The 19,950-nt window shown below is 68.5% G+C and carries 19 protein-coding genes; 15 read left to right on the top strand and 4 right to left on the bottom strand.

From position 1 onward, the window contains the following. Positions 1-63 precede the first annotated feature (63 nt). Positions 64-1,026: a thiamine-phosphate kinase gene (locus ACZ5IQ_RS11625; RefSeq protein WP_064860455.1), complete on the top strand. Its 963-nt coding sequence runs from the start codon at positions 64-66 to the stop codon at positions 1,024-1,026. A 9-nt stretch (positions 1,027-1,035) separates the two neighbouring features. Further along, positions 1,036-1,719, top strand: coding sequence for a uracil-DNA glycosylase (locus tag ACZ5IQ_RS11630; RefSeq protein ID WP_226521571.1), 684 nt, complete (start codon positions 1,036-1,038; stop codon positions 1,717-1,719). Positions 1,720-1,905: 186 nt separating this feature from the next. On the opposite strand, the gene rpmB is transcribed toward ACZ5IQ_RS11630, so the two are convergent. Next, a complete protein-coding gene (gene rpmB, locus ACZ5IQ_RS11635) occupies positions 1,906-2,100 on the bottom strand; it encodes a 50S ribosomal protein L28 (protein ID WP_029105766.1) in 195 nt (64 codons plus the stop codon). Between the two features lie 218 nt (positions 2,101-2,318). Between rpmB and ACZ5IQ_RS11640 the strand changes: the two genes are divergently transcribed. From ACZ5IQ_RS11640 to ACZ5IQ_RS11650, 3 genes are read left to right on the top strand one after another with little or no spacing between them, the layout of a single operon-like run. After that, a complete protein-coding gene (locus ACZ5IQ_RS11640; protein WP_464481287.1) occupies positions 2,319-4,001 on the top strand; it encodes a DAK2 domain-containing protein in 1,683 nt (560 codons plus the stop codon). A gap of 2 nt (positions 4,002-4,003) precedes the next feature. After that, the gene (gene recG / locus ACZ5IQ_RS11645) at positions 4,004-6,223 is read left to right on the top strand and encodes an ATP-dependent DNA helicase RecG (protein WP_464481288.1); all 2,220 of its coding nucleotides are present in this window, start codon (positions 4,004-4,006) and stop codon (positions 6,221-6,223) included. Next, positions 6,220-6,927: an HNH endonuclease family protein gene (locus ACZ5IQ_RS11650; RefSeq protein WP_133425941.1), complete on the top strand. Its 708-nt coding sequence runs from the start codon at positions 6,220-6,222 to the stop codon at positions 6,925-6,927. Before recG ends, ACZ5IQ_RS11650 begins: the two co-directional genes overlap by 4 nt. Positions 6,928-7,261: 334 nt before the next feature. On the opposite strand, the gene ACZ5IQ_RS11655 is transcribed toward ACZ5IQ_RS11650, so the two are convergent. The 3 genes from ACZ5IQ_RS11655 to ACZ5IQ_RS11665 all read right to left on the bottom strand — a co-directional run bounded on the left by ACZ5IQ_RS11655 (position 7,262) and on the right by ACZ5IQ_RS11665 (position 9,792). Continuing rightward, positions 7,262-7,582, bottom strand: a complete 321-nt coding sequence (locus tag ACZ5IQ_RS11655) for a hypothetical protein (RefSeq protein ID WP_464481289.1) — start codon at positions 7,580-7,582, stop codon at positions 7,262-7,264. 519 nt (positions 7,583-8,101) lie between these two features. Further along, the gene (locus ACZ5IQ_RS11660) at positions 8,102-8,938 is read right to left on the bottom strand and encodes an aldo/keto reductase (protein WP_464481290.1); all 837 of its coding nucleotides are present in this window, start codon (positions 8,936-8,938) and stop codon (positions 8,102-8,104) included. A 5-nt stretch (positions 8,939-8,943) separates the two neighbouring features. Continuing rightward, positions 8,944-9,792, bottom strand: a complete 849-nt coding sequence (locus tag ACZ5IQ_RS11665) for an aldo/keto reductase (RefSeq protein ID WP_464481291.1) — start codon at positions 9,790-9,792, stop codon at positions 8,944-8,946. Here ACZ5IQ_RS11665 and ACZ5IQ_RS11670 point away from each other — a divergent pair. From ACZ5IQ_RS11670 to mutM, 10 genes are all read left to right on the top strand, one after another. Beyond that, the gene (locus ACZ5IQ_RS11670) at positions 9,791-10,939 is read left to right on the top strand and encodes an alpha/beta hydrolase (RefSeq protein ID WP_212811917.1); all 1,149 of its coding nucleotides are present in this window, start codon (positions 9,791-9,793) and stop codon (positions 10,937-10,939) included. The genes ACZ5IQ_RS11665 and ACZ5IQ_RS11670 overlap by 2 nt on opposite strands. Before the next feature lie 48 nt (positions 10,940-10,987). Next, positions 10,988-11,821 (top strand): DsbA family protein, encoded by an 834-nt coding sequence (locus tag ACZ5IQ_RS11675; RefSeq protein WP_212811916.1) that lies wholly within the window; start codon positions 10,988-10,990, stop codon positions 11,819-11,821. Further along, positions 11,818-12,426, top strand: coding sequence for a vitamin K epoxide reductase family protein (locus tag ACZ5IQ_RS11680; RefSeq protein ID WP_212811915.1), 609 nt, complete (start codon positions 11,818-11,820; stop codon positions 12,424-12,426). Before ACZ5IQ_RS11675 ends, ACZ5IQ_RS11680 begins: the two co-directional genes overlap by 4 nt. A gap of 34 nt (positions 12,427-12,460) precedes the next feature. Then, entirely contained in the window at positions 12,461-15,844 is a 3,384-nt protein-coding gene (locus tag ACZ5IQ_RS11685; protein ID WP_212811914.1) for a pyruvate carboxylase, read from the top strand. Beyond that, positions 15,841-16,398, top strand: a complete 558-nt coding sequence (gene rsmD, locus ACZ5IQ_RS11690) for a 16S rRNA (guanine(966)-N(2))-methyltransferase RsmD (protein ID WP_464481461.1) — start codon at positions 15,841-15,843, stop codon at positions 16,396-16,398. Before ACZ5IQ_RS11685 ends, rsmD begins: the two co-directional genes overlap by 4 nt. Positions 16,399-16,435: 37 nt before the next feature. Next, on the top strand, positions 16,436-16,912 hold the full coding sequence (coaD, locus tag ACZ5IQ_RS11695; RefSeq protein WP_135357183.1) for a pantetheine-phosphate adenylyltransferase: 477 nt from the start codon (positions 16,436-16,438) through the stop codon (positions 16,910-16,912). 87 nt (positions 16,913-16,999) lie between these two features. Beyond that, the gene (gene sepIVA, locus ACZ5IQ_RS11700; RefSeq protein ID WP_020103794.1) at positions 17,000-17,737 is read left to right on the top strand and encodes a cell division protein SepIVA; all 738 of its coding nucleotides are present in this window, start codon (positions 17,000-17,002) and stop codon (positions 17,735-17,737) included. 56 nt (positions 17,738-17,793) lie between these two features. Next, a complete protein-coding gene (locus ACZ5IQ_RS11705; RefSeq protein ID WP_209841241.1) occupies positions 17,794-18,366 on the top strand; it encodes a YceD family protein in 573 nt (190 codons plus the stop codon). After that, entirely contained in the window at positions 18,363-19,094 is a 732-nt protein-coding gene (gene rnc / locus ACZ5IQ_RS11710; RefSeq protein WP_135357184.1) for a ribonuclease III, read from the top strand. The genes ACZ5IQ_RS11705 and rnc overlap by 4 nt, the downstream gene beginning before the upstream one ends. Next, the gene (gene mutM, locus ACZ5IQ_RS11715) at positions 19,087-19,947 is read left to right on the top strand and encodes a bifunctional DNA-formamidopyrimidine glycosylase/DNA-(apurinic or apyrimidinic site) lyase (RefSeq protein ID WP_061010224.1); all 861 of its coding nucleotides are present in this window, start codon (positions 19,087-19,089) and stop codon (positions 19,945-19,947) included. The genes rnc and mutM overlap by 8 nt, the downstream gene beginning before the upstream one ends. Positions 19,948-19,950: the final 3 nt, after the last annotated feature.

Genomic DNA, 19,950 nt, shown 5'->3' on the forward strand with positions numbered 1-19,950 from the left:
AACTCTAGAGCGCCCGTCGCCCCGGGCGGCCGACGGCGGTCGTGCGCCATAGACTCCACCACCATGAGCAGCGCGGAATCCCGGGAGACCCTGGCGGGGCTCGGTGAGTTCGCGGTGATCGGGCGGATAACCGCTCGCCGCACCCAGCCCGCCGAGGTCGTCGTCGGCCCGGGTGACGACGCCGCGCTGCTGACGGCCGCCGACGGCCGGGTCGTGGTGTCGACCGACATGCTGGTCGAGGGCCGGCATTTCCGGCTGGACTGGTCCACACCGCATGATGTGGGCCGCAAGGCAATTGCGCAGAACGCCGCGGACATCGAGGCCATGGGCGGCCGGGCCTACGCGTTCGTCGTCGGCTTCGGGGCGCCGGTGGACACCGAGGCCGCCGACGCGCAGCGGTTGTCTGACGGAATGTGGTCGGAGGCAACGAAATTCGGTGCCGGAATCGTGGGCGGTGACCTGGTGGCCGCACCGCAGTGGGTGGTCTCGGTGACGGTGCTGGGCGACCTGGGTGGCCGCGCGCCCGTGCTGCTGTCCGGTGCGCAACCGGGGGACACCGTCGCGGTGATCGGTGACCTCGGCTGGTCGGGTGCCGGATATACCTTGTGGCGCAAAGGCATCCACGAGTTCGACGAGTTGCGCCGACGGCATCTGGTGCCGCACGTGGCGTACGGACAGGGGGCGGCCGCCGCGGTGGCAGGCGCGACCGCGTTGACGGACGTGTCCGACGGGCTGGTCGCCGACCTCGGCCACATCGCGTCGGCCTCCGGCGTCGCCGTAGACCTGTCCATGGCCGCGCTCGAGGTCGACGTGGCGACGCTGACGCCGGCGGCCGCGATGGTCGGTGGCGACGCCCGTGACTGGGTGCTCGGCGGCGGTGAGGACCACGTGCTGGTCGGCACTTTCGGTGGCGCACTGCCGGCGGGGTGGCGGGCGATCGGAACCGTCGGGCCCGGCGAACCGCGCGTGACGGTCGACGGCGCGTCATGGCATGGAGCCGGCGGATGGGAATCGTTCGGTCAGTAAGGTACTGGCGTGAGCGCCCGACCCCTGCACGACCTGATCGACCCCGGCTGGGCCACGGCCCTGGCACCCGTCGCCCCGCAGATCACCGCGATGGGTGAATTCCTGCGCGCCGAGAACGCGGCCGGTCACGGCTATCTGCCGGCGGGGGAGAATGTGTTGCGCGCCTTCACCTTCCCCTTCGACGAGGTGCGGGTGCTGATCGTCGGCCAGGACCCCTACCCGACCCCCGGGCACGCCGTCGGGCTGAGTTTCTCGGTGGCGCCCGACGTGCGGCCGCTGCCGCGCAGTCTGTCCAACATCTTCACCGAGTACACCGCGGACCTGGGTTACGAGCCTCCCAGTTGCGGTGACCTGAGCCCGTGGTCGAAGCAGGGCGTCATGATGCTGAACAGGGTGCTGACGGTCCGGCCGGGCAATCCCGCGTCGCACCGCGGGAAAGGCTGGGAAGCCGTCACCGAGTGCGCGATCAACGCCCTGATCGCGCGGCCGCAGCCGCTGGTGGCGGTGTTGTGGGGCCGCGACGCGCAGACCCTCAAGCCCATGCTCACCGGCGAACGCTGCGCGAGCATCGAATCGGTGCACCCGTCACCGTTGTCGGCGTCGCGCGGTTTCTTCGGGTCCCGGCCCTTCAGCCGGGCCAACGAGCTGCTGACGGGTTTGGGCGCGGAACCCATCGACTGGCGCCTGCCCTAGGTACACCTCCCGCGAGCGACCGTGTTTGTACGGCGACACGCCGGTTTTGGTGTGCACTATCCGGCCGCTCGCGGGCCGCGAACTTGGCCCGAAGACACACGAAAGCGCTGCACGGAGTACGTGCAGCGCTTTCGTGTGAAGCTTTCAGTTGTCAGGCGGAAGCAATCCGCCCGGCGGTAGCCGAAACTAGCCGCGGGTGACCTTGCCGGCCTTGAGGCAGGAGGTGCAGGCGTTGACGCGCTTGCGGTTGCCGCCCGGACGGTCCACGGCACGCACGGTCTGGATGTTCGGATCCCAGCGGCGGTTGGTCCGACGGTGGGAGTGCGAGACGGACATACCGAAGCCCGGTCCCTTTCCGCAGATGTCGCACACGGCGGCCATGAAGAACTCCTCGAAAATCAGTACTTGGGGTCTGAGTCCGACGGCCGCAGCGTTGTGCGGCGCGAACAGACAACCTGACCAGGATACCGGGCCGCCCGACGATCACCAAAATGGGTTTGGCGGCCGCTGTTCCATGGGAGTTGGTCAGGAGATTTGTCGGGGCCTGTGGCTAGGCTGGCGGGGCACTGAGGGTCGAGGGCGGACGCGATGGAGGTCACATGTCAGCTGGCGTGGGTCGCACACCCCGTCCGCTGGATGGGATCGCCTTACGTGACTGGGCGCACACCGCGGTCCTGCACCTGATCGCCCACACCGACGAGATCAATCGGCTGAACGTCTATCCCGTCGCCGACTCCGACACCGGCACCAACATGTTGTTCACCATGCGCGCCGCCGCCGCCCAGGCCGACGAGGCCGTGAAGGCGGCGGGCAACGACGTGGTGGCGGTGTCGGCCGCGTTGTCGGCGGGTGCGCTGCACGGCGCCCGGGGCAACTCGGGCGTCATCCTGTCGCAGATCCTGCGCGGCGTGGCCGACGTGGTCGCCGAGGCCGCGTTGCAGCGCGGCGAGGACAGAGAATGCGGCGAGATCACGGCGCCGGAATTCACCGCGGCCCTGCATCACGCCCAGGTGCTGGCGGTCGCGTCGGTCGGGCAGACCGTGCCCGGGACCATCGTCTCGGTGCTGCAGGCGGCCGCATTGGAGGCCGAGAAGCACGACGGCCTGACGGACCTCGCGACCATCGCGGCGACGGTCGCGGACGCCGCCGCGGCAGCGCTCGAGCGGACCACCGACCAGCTCGACGTGCTCGCGGAGGCGGGTGTCGTCGACGCCGGTGGGCGCGGTCTGCTGGTCCTGCTCGACGCGCTGACCGCGACGCTGTCCGGCGGCTCGGCGCCCCGGCCGCAGTACCAGCCGGGGCATCCTCGGCCCGAGCACGGCCACCACGGCCAACACGATCATCACGAAATCAATGGCGCGGCACCACAATTCGAGGTGATGTACCTGCTGGGCGACTGCGCCCCGGACAACGTCGAGGTGTTGCGCGCCCGCCTGCTGCGGCTCGGTGAATCGGTTGCCATCGCCGCCGCGAGCGCCGGTGCCCACTACAGCGTGCACGTGCACGCCGACGACGCCGGCGCCGCGATCGAGGCGGCCCTCGACCTGGGTACCGTCAGCAGGATTCAGGTCACCGCGCTGATCGGGGCCGCCGGGGCCCGGCCGTCGGGCGGCTGGAGCCGGGACCGCGCCGTGCTGGCGATCGTCGACGGCGACGGGGCGGGGGAGTTGTTCGGCGGCGAGGGTGCGCACGTGTTGCGGCCCGTCGACGGTCAGCCGGTCAGCGCGCAGCAGTTCCTCGCCGGGCTGGTCGGCACCGGCGCCGCGCAGATCATGGTGCTGCCCAACGGTTTTCTGGCCGCCGAGGAACTGGTGGCCGGCTGCGCCACGGCCATCAGCTGGGGCATGGACGTGGTACCGGTACCGGCCGGATCCATGGTGCAGGGATTGGCGGCACTGGCGGTGCACGACGCCACCCGGCAGGCCGTCGACGACGGTTACACCATGGCGCGCGCCGCAGCGGGCGCCCGGCACGGATCGGTACGAATCGCCACCGAGGCGGCGCTGACCTGGGCCGGCCGGTGCCGTCCGGGTGACGGACTGGGCATCGCCGGCGACGAGGTGCTGATCGTCGGGCACGACCTGGTCAGTGCCGCCAGCGGGCTGATCGACCTGCTGCTGTCGTCGGGCGGAGAACTGGTGACGGTGCTGACCGGTGCGGGCGTCGACGCCGAAGTGGGGGCCGCGCTCGCCGAGCACGTGCGCCAGGAGCACCTGGCGGCCGAGTTGGTGACCTATCACACCGGTCACCGCGGCGACGCACTACTGATCGGGGTGGAGTAGCGGTGGTCGCGCTGACCGACTCCCTGGTGCACGTATTGGGCGCGAAATCGGCTGCGCCGCTGGAAGAATTCTTCGGTATCCGCACCGTCAACGATCTGTTGCGGCACTATCCGCGCAAGTACAGCCAAGGCATGACGGTGCTCGGTGAAGACACCGAGCTACCGGAGGAAGGCGACCACGTCACGTTCGTCGACGTCATCACCAAGGCGGAGACGCGCTGGACCAACCGGGCGCCCAAGCGCGAATACCTGGTGGTCACCCTCGGCAATCGCAATCCGAAGGTCACCGCGACCTTCTTCAACGCCAAGTTCCTCAAGAAATCGCTCGTCGAGGGCACTCGGGTGATGCTGTCTGGTGTCGTCGGATTCTATGGGCGCACAATGCAACTGACGCATCCCGCGCACCTGGTCCTCGGTTCCGCCGGGGGCCGCACGTTCGGGTCGCCGGCGCTGAAGAAGATCGCCGACGCCTCCGAGAAGATGCACGGCGAACTGCAGATGTCGGCGTTCGAGCGGGAGTTCTTCCCGATCTACTCGGCGTGCGCCAAGGTGCAGAGCTGGGACATCTACGCGTGCATCCTGCAGGTGCTCGCGGTGCTGGACCCGGTATCCGACCCGCTGCCGGAATCCATCCGCGCGCAGCGGGGCCTGATCTCCGAGGATCAGGCGCTGCGCGACATCCACCTCGGCGAGCGCGAGGCGGACCGCGAACAGGCCAGGGAACGGCTGACTTTCGACGAAGCCGCCGGGCTGCAATGGGCGCTGGCCGCCCGTCGGCACGGCACGCAGTCGCAATCCGGTCCACCGGCGCCGCCGAGGGACGACGGTCTGGCGGCCGCCCTGCGTGACCGGTTGCCGTTCGAGTTGACCGCGGGTCAGCGTGATGTGCTCGAGGTGCTGTCGACCGAGCTGTCCGAGTCCCGGCCCATGAACCGGATGCTGCAGGGCGAGGTGGGCTCGGGCAAGACCATCGTCTCGCTGCTCGCCATGCTGCAGATGGTCGACGCCGGATACCAATGTGCGCTGCTCGCCCCGACGGAAGTGCTTGCCGTGCAACATGCGCGGTCGGTTCGCGACGTTCTGGGGCCGCTGGCCATGGCGGGACAGCTCGGTGCCCCGGACGATGCCACGTCGGTGGCGTTGCTCACCGGGTCCATGACCGCACAGCAGAAACGGCAGGTGCGCGACGAGGTGTCGAGCGGGCGGGCCGGCATCGTCATCGGCACCCACGCCCTGCTGCAGGACGCGGTGGAGTTCGACCGGCTCGGCATGGTGGTTGTCGACGAGCAGCACCGGTTCGGGGTCGAGCAGCGAGATCGCCTGCGCGCCAAGGCTCCTGAGGGCCTGACGCCGCACCTGCTGGTGATGACAGCCACCCCGATCCCGCGTACGGTCGCGCTGACCGTGTACGGCGATCTGGAGACCTCGACCATGCGGGAGTTGCCGCGGGGCCGCCAGCCGATCGACACCAAGACCATCTTCGTCAGCCAGAAGCCGGCGTGGCTCGACCGCGCGTGGGCCCGTATCCGCGAAGAGGTCCAAGCGGGCCGGCAGGCCTACGTGGTGGCCTCCCGGATCGACGAGAACGACAAGACGAGCGAGAACAAAGAGGCCGGTCCGCCGCCGGTGACGGTCGTCGAGCTCTACGACAAACTGCGTACCGGGCCGCTGCACGGACTGAGGCTGGGGCTCATGCACGGCCGGCTGCCCGGCGACGAGAAGGACGCCATCATGTCGGCCTTCCGGGCCGGACAGATCGATGTGCTGGTGTGCACCACGGTCATCGAGGTCGGCGTCGACGTGCCCAACTCGACGGTCATGGTGGTGATGGACGCGGACCGCTTCGGCATCAGCCAGCTGCACCAGCTGCGGGGCCGTATCGGTCGTGGCTCGCACGCCAGCCTGTGCCTGCTCGCGACGAAACTGCCGGAGGGATCGAAGGCCGGTGCCCGGCTGCAGGCCGTCGCCGGCACCCTCGACGGTTTCGAACTGGCCGATCTGGACCTGCAGGAGCGTCGCGAGGGCGATGTGCTGGGCCTCAACCAGTCCGGCCGGGCGGGGCACCTGCGGTTCCTGTCGCTGGCCGACCATCAGGAAGTCATCGAGTCGGCCCGGGCCTTCTGCCAGGCGGCCTACGCGCAGAATCCGGATGATCCGGGCATGTCCGCGCTGGCTGCCCAGTTCGTCGACACCGACCGCGTCGAGTACCTGGACAAGGCGTGAAACGACTGCTGTGGCTGGTGGCGGCAGTGGTACTGGCGGTGGTGGTCGCGATCCAGGTCGGTACGGCAGACGAACCGGCAGCGGTCGCCGACGGCGTCGACGGTGCCGTCGTGCCGACCGTCGCTCCCGGTACCGACATCCTGGCGGGCGTGGCCGTCATCGCGCGGCGCGTGCGCGATCCGAACTACCGGCGCGCGGCGTTCGGTGAGGCCTGGACCGACGACAACCCGGCGCCCGAGGGCCACAACGGCTGCGACACCCGCAACGACATCCTGAACCGGGACCTCACTGACAAGACTCTCGTGTCGCTCAAGCGCTGCCCGCAGGCGGTGAAGACCGGGGTACTGCGCGATCCCTACACCAACGACACCATCGCGTTCACGCGCGGCAACCAGGTCGGCGCAGCGGTGCAGATCGACCACATCGTGCCGCTCGCGCTGGCCTGGGACCTCGGGGCCAGAGACTGGAACGACGAGCTTCGGCTCCGATTCGCCAATGACCCGGCGAATCTGCTCGCGGTGTCCGGGAAATCGAATCAGGACAAAGGCGACAAGCAGCCGTCGGACTGGATGCCGCCGAACCATGGTTTCTGGTGCCAGTACGCCGTGCAGTACGTCGCGGTGTTGCGCGGCTATGGGCTGCCCGTGGACGCGCCGTCGGTGCCCGTCCTGCGCGATGCCGCGGCCACCTGCCCGACGAGCTAGGAGCCATTCTCAGTGACAGAACAGAACCCATCCGCGGCGCTTTTGTTGCCTTCCGGACCGTCGCTGCACAACAGCGGGTACTCACCAGTTAGCCGACAATCCGCAAGGCGGAAATACCGCTAATTCGGTGGCGATCGACATGAATGCGCAGATATTGGTTGCCGAGCTAACGCGCCCGGCAACCAATATCCAATTCATCCTATTAACGGCTGCGATAAATAGCTGGCAGCGCGGCAACAGGGTTCCGTTTCAGAAATGCTGCCGTTCCGGCAACCGATCGCTATTGCGCGCGGTGCTTCGCCGATTCGCTGTTCTGCCTTTCGTTCGGAGGCTGTTAACGGCGTCCGAATAAGCCGCCGATTGTCTGGATGGTGCCATTGAGTGCGCCGCCGATGGTCTTGACGGTGCCGTTGGTTGCGCCGCCGACGGTCTGGACGGTGCCGTTGGTTGCGCCGCCGATGGTCTTGACGGTGCCGTTGGTTGCGCCGCCGACGGTCTGGACGGTGCCGTTGGTTGCGCCGCCGACGGTCTGGACGGTGCCGTTGGTTGCGCCGCCGACGGTCTGGACGGTGCCGTTGGTTGCGCCGCCGACGGTCTTGACGGTGCCGTTGAGCGCCTGGCCGATGCTGTCCACCGGGCTGGTTGCCGCTGCCACCTTCGGCGCGGTGGCGGCCTTTGCGGTCGACTTGGCTGCGCCGGCTGTGGTCGTGGTGCTGTGTGTCGTGGCGCCCCCGGAATGGGAATGTGACTTGTCAGCCTGTGCTGTGCCCGTTGCGCATGCAAACATCAAGGCGCCCATTCCGATTGTTGCCGCGCCTATTGACAAGCGACGGGTGATGTCGGCTATTGTCGGCATCGTTAATTCTGCTGTGCTACCGAATTGATGAATCATTTGTCGAAACCCCCTGCTTCGATGCTGCGCGATTACGTCGGGTTTGGAAAAACCCGATATCAAATTAACCCACTAGACGTAATCGGAAACATCGTTAATGCAAATAAATTGCTGGGTGTTGCGCGATGGTCGGCCACACGCGGCGCTTTGGACACATCTGTGACAACTCAGCACCGGCGGGTCCGGTTCGCGCATCCGGCCGTCGGCCGTGGCAATCAATATGGCCGTTCCCCGGGTGTGGGAAACGGCCATATTTTGTGTCAAATGCGCGCCTGGGCGGCCTCAGATGCCGGTGTAGGTGGCGGGGTCCGGACGGTAGCGGGTGCCGTCGTCCAACCCGTTCAGGCTGTCCATGTGCTCGGCGGCGAGTTCGAAGCCGAACACGTCGAGGTTCTCGGCGATGCGCTCCGGCGACGACGAGCGGGGGATCACCGAGTTGCCCAGCTGCAGGCTCCACCGGATCAGCACCTGCGCCGGGGTCTTGCCGTACTCGGCGGCGATGGACTGCACGGTCGGGTGGGTCAGCAGGTTGCCGACGCCCAGCGGGCTGTAGGCCTGCGTGACGATGCCCCGCTCGGCGTGCACGGCGCGCAGCGCGGACTGGTTGAGCAGCGGGTGCAGCTCGATCTGGTTCACCACCGGGCTGACGTAGCTCAGGTCGATGATGGTGGACAGGTCCTCGTCCGTGAAGTTGCAGACGCCGATGGACTTCGCGGTGCCGTCGTTGTGCAGCTTGATCAGGGCGCCCCAGCTGTCCACGTACTTGCTGATGTCGCCGGCGGGCCAGTGGATCATGTACAGGTCCACGTACTCCAGGCCGAGCTTGTCCAGGCTGACCTTGAACGCATCCTGGCCGGCCTGGAAACCCTGGTCGGCGTTGGCCAGCTTGGTCGTCACGAAGATTTCGGCGCGCGGGATGCCCGACGACGCGATGGCCCGCCCGACGGCTTCCTCGTTGCCGTAGACGGCGGCGGTGTCGATCAGGCGGATGCCCATCTCGAGCGCGGCCGAGACGGCGCGCTCGGTGTCGGCGTCCGACAGCTCGCCGACACCGAGACCGAGCGCCGGGATCGTGTTGTCGTCGTGGAGCGCCACATTGGGAATCTCTGCGGAGGCCATGTCACCTACCCTGTGAAGTTGAATGTTCGTGGATCCGGGCCCAGGCGGGTGCCGTTGTCGAGGGTCGCGATGGACGCGATGTCCGCTTCGCTCAGCTCGAAATCAAACACGTCGAAATTGCTCGCAATCCGGTCTGGGTTCACCGATTTCGGGATGACGATATTACCCAGCTGTATATGCCACCTAATCAGCACCTGTGCTGGCGTTTTTCCGTGTCGCTCCGCGATGGTGGTGACGATCGGGTCCGCGAGCAGGGAACCCTGGCCCAGCGGGCTCCAGGCCTCGGTGGCGATGCCGTAGCGGGCGTGTGTTTCCCGCAGCTCGGCCTGCGGCAGCCGCGGATGCAGCTCGATCTGGTTCACCGCGGGCACGATCCCGGTGGCATCGATGAGCAGTTTGAGGTGCTGGGGCTCGAAGTTGCTGACGCCGATCGCGCGGATCCGGCCCTGGTCACGCAGGTGGGCGAAAGCCTTGAACGTGTCGATGAACAGGTTCTGGGCGGGCGTCGGCCAGTGGATCAGGTACAGGTCGAGGTAATCGAGCCCCAACCGCGCCATGCTGGCGTCGAACGCGGTGAGGGTCTTCTCATAACCCTGGTCGGAGTTCCACAGCTTGGTGACGATGAAGACGTCCTCGCGCGGAATGCCGGAGGCGGCGACGGCCCGGCCGACGCCGTCCTCGTTGCCGTAGGCCGCGGCGGTGTCGATATGGCGATATCCGGCGTGCAATGCTGCACTGACGGCGCGTTCGGTGTCCTCGGCCGGTGTCTGCCACACCCCGAGACCCACCACGGGAATGGACGTACCGTCGTTGAGCGTCAGTGTTGGACTCGGAGCACCTGAAGGATCAGCCATGACAATGAGCATGCCAGGCGACGCTGAGCTGTCGGCAGCGACAACCGACGCCGAACTGGTCGTCCGGCCCGAGCATCCGGTCGGACGGCCCAACCGCCTGCGCCTCGCGGTCCTGACCCGGGCCGGCGGCATCGCCCTGCGTGTCCTCCCCAAGATTCCCGACCGGCTGAAGCGCGTGCTGCTCGGCGGGCGTCGCGTCACGATCGACGGCAACACCCTGGACACCACCCTGCAGCTGATGCTGGCGGCGCAGAACGCCACCGGCGCCGGGGGCCTGGTCGTGAGCAGCGACATCAACGTCTCGCGCACTCAGCTGCTGGCGTTGTCGCAGTACCTCGACCCGGCCATCGCTGTGACGACGACCGACTTCACGGTTCCCGGTCCGGTCGAACCCCTGCGCGCCCGCCACTACCGGGCCGACACCACCGGGCCCGCGCCGCTGCTGGTCTTCTTCCACGGCGGCGGATTCGTCGTCGGCGGCATCGAGTCGCATGACGGGCTGTGCCGGCTCATCAGCCGGGACGCTGGCGTGCACGTCGTCTCCGTCGAGTACCGGCTGGCCCCTGAGCACCCGGCTCCGGCCGCCTCCGACGACTGCTACGCCACCTATCTCTGGTGTGTGGAGAACGCGGCGCGGCTGGGCGCCGACCCGGCAAGGATCGCCGTGGGTGGCGACAGTGCCGGCGGCAACCTGGCGGCCGTCGTCTCCCAGCTGGCCCGGAACAACCGCGCGCCGCTGCCTGCCCTGCAGTTGCTGATCTATCCGGTCACGAATTTCGCGGGCGACACCCGGTCGAAGGTGCTGTTCGCCGACGGCTACTTCCTGAGCAAGGTCGACATGGACTGGTTCCGGGCCAACTACCTCGCCGAATCGGCGCTCGATCCGGCGGACCCGCGGGTGTCGCCGCTGCTGGCCGACGATCTGTCGGGTCTGCCGCCCGCGCTCGTGCTCACCGGTGGGTTCGATCCGCTGCGCGACGAAGGCGACGCCTACGCCGCGGCGCTGGCCGCCGCCGGCGTGCCGGTGGACCACCGCAGGTACGGATCCCTGGTCCACGCCTTCGCGAACTTCTTCCCGCTCGGCGGCGACAGCGCGGTCGCGACGGCGGACTTCATCTCCGCGTTCCGGGCACACCTCACCCGCTGAGGTACGGCTCCGGCCGAGTTCGGGGACGGCGTCGGTACCCTTGACGCCGTGCCGTCGAAATCGTCGAAGTCATCGAAGAACGCCAGCTATGACCTGAAGGCTGCGGACCGCAAGCGGGACTGGGTGGTCAAGGGCGGGCTGACCGCGCTTGTCATCATCTTCGCGGTGGTACTGGTGGCGTACATCGTCATGAACGGCAAGCCCAAGGCCGACCCGCACAAGGTGCAGGCGGTCCAGATCGCGGCGAGCAACGTCGTCACCAACCCCGGCACCAAGGACCCGAAGGTCACCCTCGCGATCTACGAGGATTTCCTCTGCCCGGTCTGCGGCGTCTTCGAGAAGACGTACGGCCCGACCATCGCCAAGCTGATCGACAACGGCGACATCGCCGTCGACTACAACATCGTCTCGATCATCGGCCGTGGTGACCCGAAGTCGTACTCGACGCGCGCCGGCGCCATGGCGTACTGCGTCGCCGACGAGGACAAGGCCGCGTTCCGGCGCTTCCACGAAGCGCTGTACAAGAACCAGCCCGAGGAGACCGCGGCGACGTTCCCCGACAACGCCAAGCTGCTCGAGTACGCACGCCAGTCCGGTGTCGCCGTCGGCCCGAACGATCCGGTCAGCAAGTGCGTCGAGAACGGCGTCTACACCGAGATGGTCAACAACATGGCCCGCAACGCCGAGATCCAGGGCACCCCGACCATCAAGATCAACGGCACCGAGACCAGCCTGGTCCCGAACGGCGACCCGAACAGCCTGATCGAGAAGATCAAGGCCGTCGCGCCCGATCTGCCGAACCTGCCCGCCGCACCGGCAGCCCCCGCCGCTCCGGCCCCGGGCGCCCCGGCACCGCAGCCCGCTCCGGCACCGCACCAGTGACCGACGTCGACACGTCGCAGCGGCAGGTGGGGGTGGCGGTCAGCCGCCCCGCCGCCGTCTGGATTCTCCTCGCCGGCATCATCGGCGAGGTCGCCGCGTTCGTGCTGACCGTCGAGAAGGTCCGGCAGCTGCAGAACCCGTCGTACGTCCCGTCGTGCAGCATCAACCCGGTGCTGTCCTGCGGGTCGGTGATGCTGACCAAACAGGCCTCGCTGTTCGGATTCCCGAACCCGCTCCTGGGCATCGCCGCCTTCAGCGTGGTGATCGTGACCGGCGTGCTCGCCGTCGCGGGCGTGCGGCTGCCGCGGTGGTACTGGGCGGGTCTGGCCGGTGGCACGCTGCTGGGTGCGGTGTTCGTGCACTGGCTGATCTACCAGAGCCTGTACGAGATCGGCGCCCTGTGCCCGTACTGCATGGTGGTCTGGGTCGTCACCATGGCGCTGCTGATCGTGGTGGCGTCAATTGCGTTGCGGCCCTTGGCCGCTGGCAACAAAGTGGCGGACACCCTGTACCAGTGGCGGTGGCCGCTGTACGCCGTGTGGATCACCGCGATCGCCCTGCTGATCCTTGATCGATTCTGGAGTTATTGGTCCACGCTGATCTAGTGCTTCAGCTGGCCGTAACCGCTAGGGTCACTGGGTGATTTCCAAACTCCTGGTGGCCAACCGCGGTGAGATCGCGATCCGGGCCTTTCGCGCAGCCAACGAACTGGGTATCGCGACCGTCGCGGTGTACCCGTTCGAAGACCGCAACTCGCTGCATCGGCTCAAGGCTGACGAGTCGTATCAGATCGGGGAGAAAGGCCATCCGGTCCGGGCGTACCTGAACGTCGACGACATCGTCGCCACCGCGTTGGCATGCGGCGCCGACGCGATCTACCCGGGCTACGGCTTCCTGTCGGAGAACCCCGAACTGGCGGCCGCGTGCGCCGCCGCGGGCATCACATTCGTCGGACCCAGCTCCGACATTCTCGAACTGACCGGCAACAAGGCGCGCGCCATCGAATCGGCCCGCGCCGCGGGGCTGCCCGTGCTGGCTTCGTCGGAGCCGTCGTCGTCGGTCGACGACCTCCTCGCCGCCGCCGAGCAGATGCAGTTCCCGTTGTTCGTCAAGGCCGTCGCCGGTGGTGGCGGCCGCGGTATGCGCCGCGTGGCCGACCCGGCCGACCTGCGCGAAGCCATCGAAGCGGCGTCCCGCGAAGCCGATTCGGCGTTCGGTGACCCGACGGTGTTCCTGGAGCAGGCCGTCGTCAACCCGCGGCACATCGAGGTGCAGATCCTCGCCGACACCCACGGCAACGTCATGCACCTGTTCGAGCGCGACTGCAGCGTCCAGCGCCGGCACCAGAAGGTCATCGAGCTGGCGCCCGCGCCGAACCTGGATCCCGAACTGCGGGAGCGCATGTGCAACGACGCCGTGGCCTTCGCGCGGCAGATCGGCTACACGTGCGCCGGCACCGTCGAGTTCCTCGTCGATCAGCGCGGCCAGCACGTGTTCATCGAGATGAACCCGCGCATCCAGGTCGAGCACACCGTCACCGAGGAGATCACCGCGGTCGACCTCGTCGCGTCGCAGTTGTGTATCGCGTCCGGCTCGTCGCTCGAAGAGCTGGGTCTGAGCCAGGAGACCATGCAGGCCCGCGGCGCCGCGCTGCAGTGCCGCATCACCACCGAGGATCCCGCCAACGGCTTCCGGCCCGACACCGGCCGCATCACCGCCTACCGCACCCCGGGTGGCGCCGGCATCCGGCTCGACGGCGGCACCAACCTCGGTGCCGAGGTCTCGGCCCACTTCGACTCCATGCTGGTCAAATTGACCTGCCGCGGAAGGGATTTGACGACGGCCGTGGCGCGCGCCAAGCGGGCCCTGGCCGAGTTCCGCATCCGCGGCGTCTCGACGAACATCCCGTTCCTACAGGCAGTGCTCGACGACCCCGACTTCGTCGCCGGCAAGGTGACGACGTCGTTCATCGACGAGCGTCCGCAGTTGCTGACCGCGCGCAGCAGCGCCGACCGTGGCACCAAGATCCTCAACTACCTCGCCGATGTGACGGTCAACCAGCCGCACGGGCCGCGCCCAGCGGCGGTGTACCCGCGCGACAAGCTGCCCGCCGTCGATCTGAAGGCGGCGCCGCCCGCGGGGTCGAAGCAGCGGCTGGACGAGCTGGGGCCCGAGGGCTTCGCGCGCTGGCTGCGTGACACCCCCGCCGTGGGTGTCACCGACACCACCTTCCGCGACGCGCACCAGTCGCTGCTCGCCACCCGCGTGCGGTCCACGGGTCTGCTGGAGATCGCCCCGTACATCGCCCGGTCGACGCCGCAGCTGCTGTCGGTCGAGTGCTGGGGTGGCGCCACTTACGATGTGGCCCTTCGCTTTCTGAAGGAAGATCCGTGGGAGCGCCTGGCCGCACTGCGTGAGGCGTTGCCCAACATCTGTCTGCAGATGCTGCTGCGCGGCCGCAACACCGTCGGCTACACGCCGTACCCGGAGCTGGTGACATCGGCGTTCGTCGAAGAGGCCACGGCGACCGGCATCGACATCTTCCGGATCTTCGACGCGCTCAACAACGTCTCGTCGATGCGTCCCGCCATCGAGGCGGTGCGCGAAACCGGTTCCGCGGTGGCCGAAGTCGCGATGTCCTACACCGGCGACCTGATGAATCCCGGCGAGACGATCTACACGCTGGACTACTGGCTCAAGCTCGCCGACGAGATCGTCGAAGCCGGTGCGCACGTGCTGGCCATCAAGGACATGGCCGGCCTGCTGCGACCGCCGGCCGCGGCAAAACTGGTGTCGGCGTTGAAGTCTCGCTTCGACCTGCCGGTGCACGTGCACACGCACGACACCCCGGGCGGGCAGCTGGCGACGTACATGGCCGCCTGGCAGGCCGGCGCCGACGCCGTCGACGGTGCCTCGGCGCCGCTGGCCGGGACCACCAGCCAGCCCGCGCTGTCGTCCATCGTCGCGGCGGCCGCGCACACGCAGTACGACACCGGGCTGTCGCTGGAGGCGGTCTGCGACCTCGAGCCGTACTGGGAGGCGCTGCGCCGGGTCTACGCGCCGTTCGAGTCCGGCCTGCCGGCGCCGACCGGCCGCGTCTACACCCACGAAATCCCCGGTGGCCAGCTGAGCAACCTGCGCCAGCAGGCCATCGCGCTGGGCCTGGGGGACCAGTTCGAGGAGATCGAGAACGCCTACGCCGGTGCCGACCGCATCCTCGGCCGCCTGGTGAAGGTGACGCCGTCGAGCAAGGTGGTCGGTGACCTGGCCCTGTCGCTGGTCGGTGCGCACGTCACCGCCGATGACTTCGCGGCCGACCCGTCGCGCTACGACATCCCGGACAGCGTCATCGGATTCCTGCGCGGCGAGCTGGGTGACCCGCCCGGCGGCTGGCCGGAGCCGTTGCGCAGCAAGGCATTGGAGGGCCGCGGCCCGGCCCGGCCCGAGCAGCAGCTGACCGCGGAGGACGAGGCCCAGCTGGCGACCCCCGGCCCTGTGCGCCAGGGTGCCCTGAACCGGCTGCTGTTCCCCGGCCCGACGAAGGAGTTCCTGGCGCACCGCGAGGAGTACGGCGACACCTCGAGGCTGAGTGCCAACCAGTTCTTCTACGGCCTGCGCCGCGGCGAAGAGCACCGCGTGCAGCTGGAGAAGGGCGTCGAGCTGCTCATCGGCCTGGAAGCGGTTTCCGAGCCCGACGAGCGCGGCATGCGTACCGTGTTGTGCCTGATCAACGGGCAGCTGCGGCCCGTGCTGGTGCGTGACCGCGCCATCGCCGCGGACGTGCCGGCTGCCGAGAAGGCCGATCGCACCAACCCGGACCATGTCGCCGCCCCGTTCGCGGGTGTCGTCACGGTCGGCGTCGCGGTCGGTGACCAGGTCGATGCGGGCCAGACCATCGCCACCATCGAGGCCATGAAGATGGAGGCGGCCATCACCGCACCCAAGGCCGGTACCGTCGCGCGGATCGCCGTCACCCCCACCGCGGGCGTGGAAGGTGGCGATCTGCTCGTGGTGATCAGCTGACCCGGATCATCGGCGGCCGCCACGGCGGCCGCCGGATCTCGGTGCCCGCCAAAGGGACTCGACCGACGACGGACCGGGTCCGCGAGTCGCTGTTCAACGTGCTGGCGGCCCGGGTGGACTTCGACGGGGCCCGGGTGCTCGACCTGTACGCCGGATCGGGGGCGCTCGGGCTGGAGGCACTGTCGCGCGGTGCGGCGTCGGCCCTGTTCGTGGAGGCCGACCGGCGCGCCGCGGCGGTGATCTCGCGCAACATCGCCGAACTCGGGGTCGACGGCGCCGTCGTCCGGTGCGGGACGGCGTCCAGCGTGACGGCGACGACGGCGCCGCGGCCGGTGGACCTGGTGTTCGCGGACCCGCCCTACGACGTGCCGGCCGCCGACGTGGAAGCCGTTGTCGGGCAGCTCGTTTCGGGTGGCTGGCTGGCCGAGGGTGCCGTCGCGGTGATCGAGCGCCCGGCGTCCGGCCCGGCCCTCGTCTGGCCGGACGGCTGGACCGTGCTGCGCGAGCGGCGGTACGGCGACACCCGGCTGGAAATGGCGGAGTGGGCAGGCTGAGCACTGGCATTGCCCGGGCCTTGTACCGTCTTGGGCTATGAGCGGTGCGGTCTGCCCGGGATCCTTCGATCCGATAACCCTTGGTCACCTCGATGTCTTCGAGCGGGCAGCGGCCCAGTTCGACGAGGTGGTGGTGGCGGTGCTGGTGAACCCCAACAAGAAGGGCATGTTCACCGCGGAGGAACGCATCGCGATGATCGGCGAGGCGACGTCGCATTTGCCGAACCTGCGGGCCGAGGCCGGTTCCGGGCTCGTCGTCGACTTCGCCCGGGCGCGCGGGCTGACGGCCATCGTCAAGGGTCTGCGCACCGGTACGGACTTCGAATACGAGCTTCAGATGGCACAGATGAACCGGCACGTCGCCGGCGTCGACACCTTCTTCGTCGCGACCAAGCCGCAATTCTCGTTCGTGTCGTCGTCGTTGGCCAAGGAGGTCGCGGCCCTCGGCGGCGACGTCACCGACCTGCTGCCGCCGGTCGTGAACAAGCGACTCCAGGCCAAGCTGGCCGGATAGGTCGCGACACACCGGCCCGCAAAGCCGAGTCACACGAGTAACAACAGGCACACTGGTAACAACCAACTACGCCTGGAGGATGTTGCCGTGTACCGAGTATTTGAGGCGCTGGACGAGCTCGGCGCGATCGTGGAAGAGGCACGCGGAGTGCCTATGACCGCGGGCTGCATGGTGCCGCGGGGCGATGTCCTGGAACTTCTCGACGACATCAAGGACGCCATCCCGGGCGAGCTGGACGACGCCCAGGATGTCCTGGACGCCCGCGACGGAATGCTGCGTGAGGCCAAGCAGCACGCCGACTCGATGGTGTCGTCGGCCACGGCCGAGGCGGATTCGCTGGTCAACCACGCCCGCGCGGAAGCGGACCGGCTGTTGGCCGACGCGAAGGCGCAGGCCGACCGCATGGTCTCCGAGGCGCGTGCGCACAGCGAGCGCATGGTCGTCGAGGCCCGCGAAGAGGCCAATCGGATCGCCAGTACCGCCAAGCGGGAGTACGAGGCCAGCACCAACCGGGCCAAGGCCGAGGTGGACCGGCTGTTGGAGAGCGGCAACCTGTCCTACGAGAAGGCCGTGCAGGAAGGCATCAAGGAGCAGCAGCGCCTGGTGTCGGAGACCGAGGTGGTTCAGACCGCCCACGCCGAGGCCACCCGCATGATCGATTCGGCGCACGCCGAGGCCGACCGCCTGCGCGGCGAGTGCGACATCTACGTGGACACCAAGCTCGCCGAGTTCGAGGAGCACCTCCAGGGCACGCTGCGCTCGGTCAGCCGGGGCCGGCACCAGCTGCGTACCGCCGCCGGCACACACGACTACGCCCAGCGCTGAATCGCTTGGCGGGAATGGCGTCCGGTCGACGATCGGCGCCGACGTAAGATTGAGCAATGCCTGGCCCGAGTCCGCTGACCATTGACATTGCGCGATTGGGCCGTCGGCCCGGGTCGATGATGACGCACGTCGAAACCGTGCCCAGTCCCGAGCGGATCGGCCTGGATCTGATGGCGATCGCGGCCGGGGCGCCGATCGACCTCGACCTGCAACTGCAGTCGGTGTCCGAGGGCGTGCTGGTGACGGGGTCGGTGTCCGCGCCGACCATCGGTGAGTGCTCGCGGTGCCTCAACCCGCTGTCGGGGCACGTCACCGTCGACCTCACCGAGCTGTTCGCGTATCCCGACAGCACGACCGAGGCCACCACCGAGGAGGACGAGGTCGGCCACGTCGTCGATGACGCCGTCGACCTCGAGCAGTCGATCATCGACGAGGTCGGGCTGACGCTGCCGTTCTCGCCGTTGTGCACCCCGGACTGCCCGGGACTGTGCCCGGATTGTGGGGTACGCCTGCTCGACGCCGAACCGGACCACCACCACGACAAGATCGACCCGCGGTGGGCGAAGTTGTCGGCGCTGCTGCCCGACACCCCCGATACCGACGGGGCTTCGTCGGAGGGCGGTTCGTGACGGTAGATCGTGCGCCGCTGCTGGCAGCGCTGGGCGTGCAGTTGCCCGACGATCTGCTGACCGTGGCACTGACCCACCGCAGCTACGCCTACGAGAACGGCGGTCTGCCGACCAACGAGCGGCTGGAGTTCCTGGGCGACGCCGTGCTCGGATTGGTGATCACCGCCGAGATTTTCCGCCGCTACCCGGACCGCAGCGAAGGCGAGCTGGCCAAGCTCAAATCCGCGGTCGTGAACACCCAGGCGCTGGCCGAGATCGCACGCACCCTCACCCCTGACGGACTCGGCAGCTATCTGCTGCTGGGCCGCGGCGAGATGGCCAGCGGCGGTGCGCAGAAGGCCAACCTGCTGGCCGACGGACTCGAATCACTGCTCGGTGCAACGTATGTCCAGCACGGCCACGAGGTGGCCCAGACCGTGGTGATGGGGCTGTTCAGCGCCGCGCTCGACACCGCGGCGAGCCTCGGGGCGGGCCTGGACTGGAAAACCAGCCTGCAGGAACTGTCCGCGGCCCGCCGGATCGGCGTCCCGTCCTACGTCGTGACGTCCACCGGACCGGAGCACGACAAGGAGTTCACCGCGCGCGCGACGGTGGGTGGCATCGACTACGGCGAAGGCATCGGTCGCACGAAGAAGGAAGCCGAACAGCACGCCGCCGCGGCGGCCTACCAGGCGCTGGAGGCCAGCCCCGAAGTCGACCCTGACGCCGACGCCGTCAGCAATGCCTGAACTTCCCGAAGTCGAGGTCGTCCGCCGGGGCCTCGAATCACACGTCGTGGCAAAGGGTTTCAGGACCGTGCGGGTGTTGCACCCGCGCGCGGTACGACGGCACGACAACGGTCCCGCGGATCTGGCCGGCCGGCTGGCCGGACGCCGGATCACCGGCACGGGCCGCCGCGGCAAGTACCTGTGGCTGACCCTCGACGGTGACGAGGCGCTGGTGGTGCACCTGGGCATGAGCGGCCAGATGCTGATCGGGCCACCGGCCCGGCCGTCGCACCTGCGCATCGCGGCCGTGCTCGACGACGGCACCGAGCTGAGTTTCGTCGACCAACGGACTTTCGGTGGTTGGCAGGTCTGCGACCTGGTCGAGGTCGACGGCAGCGTCGTGCCCGTGCCGGTGGCGCACATCGCCCGCGACCCGCTGGATCCCGCATTCGATCCGGACGCCGTGGTGAATGTCTTGCGGCGCAAGGACTCCGAGATCAAACGTCAGCTGCTGGACCAAACCGTGGTGTCCGGTGTCGGCAACATCTACGCCGACGAATCGCTGTGGCGGGCGCAGGTCAACGGGTTCCGCCCGGCGTCGGCGCTGGCTCGGCGCCGGCTCGGGGAACTCCTCGTCCACGCGGCAGACGTGATGAATTCGGCTCTCGCGCAAGGCGGCACGTCGTTCGACTCGCTGTATGTCAACGTCAACGGCGAGTCCGGGTACTTCGACCGGTCTCTGGACGCCTACGGCCAGGAAGGGGAGCCGTGCCGCCGCTGTGGCACGGCGATCCGGCGGGAGAAGTTCATGAACCGGTCGTCGTACTACTGCCCGAAATGCCAACCGCGGCCACGCATCCCGCGCCCGATCTGACGG

The organism is Mycobacterium toneyamaense, assembly GCF_055384815.1.